Genomic DNA, 3570 nt, shown 5'->3' with positions numbered 1-3570 from the left:
TCTTGTGCCTCTTCCTGATCCAGCTATCGCATACGCTTGCCTGTCCGCTCCCGCTCAATTCGGCTTCTTAACGGACGACTACCTGGACCGGCTCGGACAAAAACGCCAGCTGCGGCCGATCGAGCGAATAGCCATCAACGCTTTTGGTGCAACCATCGCTGATGATCTGGCAGCCAAGCTCATGACCTCAGAAAATCTGTCGGTACTTCTGAAAAGCGGAGCTGTTCGCAATGCCACGGAGGACATTACTTTCGGAACGATGTCCTCAGTGGCCGAGCTCGACATCTCGAGCATCTTTGCCTTGGCCGGACGGATCACCTTTGTGAAGCCCGTTGAGTTTGCATTGCGGCTTGGAGGAGGCCAGGAGGCAGGCAGCATCAGCATGCATCTTGAAGGGACAACTTGGAAGCTCTCTGGAATCGGGCTGCCACCCAAGATTCTCACCAACATCGTGGACCGACTCCCGGCGCGATGAGGCTTGCGACGAAGCGCTTTCGGAATCTCGTTCGGGTGGCCGGTGGACCAGTCCTTCAAGGTCTCCGTGGCACCCCGCTTCTATCCGGTCAGCCGCTCCGACAGCGTCTGCAGACCCGCCTCAATGGCCGGGATGTCCGTCTCGGCCCATGCGATGCACCGCCGAAATCCCTTGCTGGCATTCAGGTCGACGCCACCGCGCCGACCTATCTTTAGATCTCATTCCGTTGCGATAAGGAGCGGTCAGCAGCAACTGGAACATGGCTCGAGAAGCCATGTAACGCGCTGCGGACCGGCTTCTCTCCCTTCCAACCAACAGAAGGTCTCCGGATGGACTCGAAACAGACCACCGCCAGCCGCGGCCGCGCCGATCAATCCAAAGATTAAAGAGAGCAAAATCGCCAACTCTCATGGCGCAAGCACCCTGAAATAAGCACTTGGAAATAGACAGGACACATTACAAATCTGACAGCCCAACTTTCGGCTAATGTCGGGTTTCCAAGGCGTGATACCGTTTGAAAAAAGTAGAAGGTTGAAGCGTCTGCCTACTCGACGATCTTCGGTAGTGATCTATATAGAATGCGACCGCCCGTGCGCATCGCGTATCCGAGATGCTTCCAGGCTTGCTCCGAGCTGCTCCACCGAAAGCGTGAATCGAATGTCAACTTCCTCTACGGACAAGATCGCGCTCTTCATCGATGGAGCCAATCTCTACGCGACGGCGAAAACTCTCGGCTTCGACATCGATTACAAGCGCCTGTTGAAGGAATTTCAGAGCCGCGGGACACTGACGCGGGCGTTCTACTACACCGCGATCATCGAGGATCAGGAGTACTCCTCGATCCGCCCCCTGATCGACTGGCTCGACTACAACGGCTACACCGTCGTCACCAAGGCGACCAAGGAGTTCATCGACGCCTCCGGCCGCCGCAAGGTCAAGGGCAACATGGACATTGAGCTCGCCGTGAACGCCATGGAGCTCGCCGAGCACATCGACCAGATGGTGCTGTTCTCGGGTGACGGCGACTTCCGCTCCCTGGTCGAGGCCGTTCAGCGCCGCGGCGTGCGGGTGACCGTGATTTCCACGATCGCCAGCCAGCCGCCGATGATCGCCGACGAACTGCGCCGTCAGGCCGACGTTTTCACCGACCTCGTCGAGCTCCAGTCCAAGCTCGGCCGCGACCCGTCCGAACGCCCCGCCCCGCGCGACCGCGAAACGCGCGGACACCTGCCAAAAATCTTGCAAGAGCCGAAAGGAAACGACCCACACGATTAGACGGCTAAGGCCGCGCACGCTTCGATCAATTTGGGCAGATTAATCACGATCGATTTCAGAAGAAAAAACGCCGCCTGCTTGAATGATCGCAGGCGGCGGCTTCCCAGCCCCGGGGGATGAGCAAAATCCCGGTGCCAAAGCCTGAGCATAAGTCGTGCCAAGAATTGGCATCGGTTCTGACCTTCTATGTCAGCGCCCTGGCACCGCTATTGCTCAGTCACCGCTAATAAGCAGACCCGTGACGGCGTTTGTTTCAAATTGGAGCGATCACATGCACCCACATCCCCATTTCGATGCAACTGCGTCCCTCCACCTCCACGCTCTCATTTCCGACTTGCATCGACGGGTCCGGATGCTGGGGAGCGATATCCAAGAGGAGGAGCGAAAGGCGGGAAATCCCGACCCGGCCAGCCTCTCCTACCCCATGCTCGCGCTGGACCTCCGAGCTCGGCGCGCCAATCTTCACGATACGATCGCGACGCTCGAACGCACATCTAAGCGTCACCCGGGTTTCGAGGTGGCGCGGGCGGCCTAAGCCGCACCGGCCGATCCCGTCGCGGAGCAAAATTTCTTATGCGATCTCAGGATGGTGGACGGGGTTCTTTATCTGGAACCCACTCAGTCCCGCCGCCTCCTATCTATAGAGCAGAATTTTGCGACTGGTATCGCAGCAGAGGAAATCGAATCGAAGCCGACCATCCATAAGCGGACCATAAGAATGGCTCGGGGGGCCCTCAGCCGGTTCGCGACGGCTCAATCCTGCTTGCATGAAAGGATCGGGATCCGGCATTATGCTTTTGCTGGGCGAAGCGAACCTGCCGTGGCTCTCAAGAACCCCGACGCTATTGCGGTAATCGTGACCGCCCTCCGGCTTACTCACGGCGATGAAGCTGCACGAGCCATGCTGGTCGGCGGCATGAGCCTGACCGCCCTGATAGAGGCGATGTTCTCCGCACCGGTGGGGCGACGCGATGCCGTTCACAACATCACAAGCGCCTTGGACGACTTCGCCATTTCGCCGGAACTCGGCCCGGTCTGGCACCTTTGCTACGTCTACGAAAATCATGGCTCGTTTCGCGTCGTCGATATGGAGATCGCGACGCCAACCGGCACGCTATCCAGTAAAGACGTTTGGCTTCGTCTGCGCGACTAGCTACTCATTCAATCCAAGTCCATATAACGCTGGCCGCACAATGCGAGTTCGGATCTGTGAAGGGAGGCGTCGTCTGGCGGCGGCGCGGGGCCAAGTATCCTATGGCTTAAGGGGTCGAGTGAAAGCCGATCATCTCGCGCAATAGATCGGCAGTCGAGACACTCTCTCGCCTTGACGACCGATGAAGCAAAACAGTTGCTCCGATTTGTCCCAGTGTTCTGAGAATGCCAATCCTGATTGATTGGGCTCCGTCCCGCTCTGAATGATCTCGCACGGATTGCCTGATCCAGAAGCTACTGCCCGCCGGGCACAATGTTGGCGAGACATCAAACTATGCCTCTCACTTCAGGAGTCAGTAGCCTACAGCGCAGTATCGAGCGCCAGGTCGCCTATGGGCTATGAGCCGATGTTGTAAGTGGGAGAGTGAAGTCATAGTTTGGCTTCCTGAAGAAGGCAGCTTGGTCCGAGCGAGCAACGAGCGCCAAAAGCGATTACGAGCGACGCGCCTCCGTGAGGTCCTCATGCGCATGTATCAGGTCGACGCCTTCACAGACCGTCTTTTCACGGGAAACCCCGCGGCTGTCCTAGCATTACAGTTGCCTTTTTTGCGCGCTTCTGAATCCATGGGCAACCATGATTCAAATGTCGTGGACGCGGGCCGCGTCGG

3 protein-coding genes are annotated in these 3570 nt (G+C 58.0%); all 3 read left to right on the top strand.

The genetic code is table 11. From position 1 onward, the window contains the following. Positions 1-4 precede the first annotated feature (4 nt). The 3 genes from IVB32_RS28905 to IVB32_RS28890 all read left to right on the top strand — a co-directional run bounded on the left by IVB32_RS28905 (position 5) and on the right by IVB32_RS28890 (position 2903). On the top strand, positions 5-475 hold the full coding sequence (locus tag IVB32_RS28905; protein WP_247412146.1) for a hypothetical protein: 471 nt from the start codon (positions 5-7) through the stop codon (positions 473-475). Positions 476-1132: 657 nt separating this feature from the next. Continuing rightward, on the top strand, positions 1133-1750 hold the full coding sequence (locus IVB32_RS28900; RefSeq protein ID WP_247360218.1) for an NYN domain-containing protein: 618 nt from the start codon (positions 1133-1135) through the stop codon (positions 1748-1750). 820 nt (positions 1751-2570) lie between these two features. Continuing rightward, on the top strand, positions 2571-2903 hold the full coding sequence (locus IVB32_RS28890; RefSeq protein WP_247412145.1) for a hypothetical protein: 333 nt from the start codon (positions 2571-2573) through the stop codon (positions 2901-2903). Positions 2904-3570: the final 667 nt, after the last annotated feature.

This window comes from Bradyrhizobium sp. 23, from assembly GCF_023073295.1.
In the GTDB taxonomy this organism is placed as follows: Bacteria; Pseudomonadota; Alphaproteobacteria; order Rhizobiales; family Xanthobacteraceae; genus Bradyrhizobium; species Bradyrhizobium canariense_D.
Note: the sequence above shows the minus strand (reverse complement) of the source record. Positions and strands in the feature narration are given on the sequence as shown.

Excerpts from the sequence above, each read along its gene's own strand:
- IVB32_RS28900 (WP_247360218.1), top strand. The coding sequence starts at position 1,133 with ATGTCAACTTCCTCTACGGACAAGATCGCGCTCTTCATCGATGGAGCC.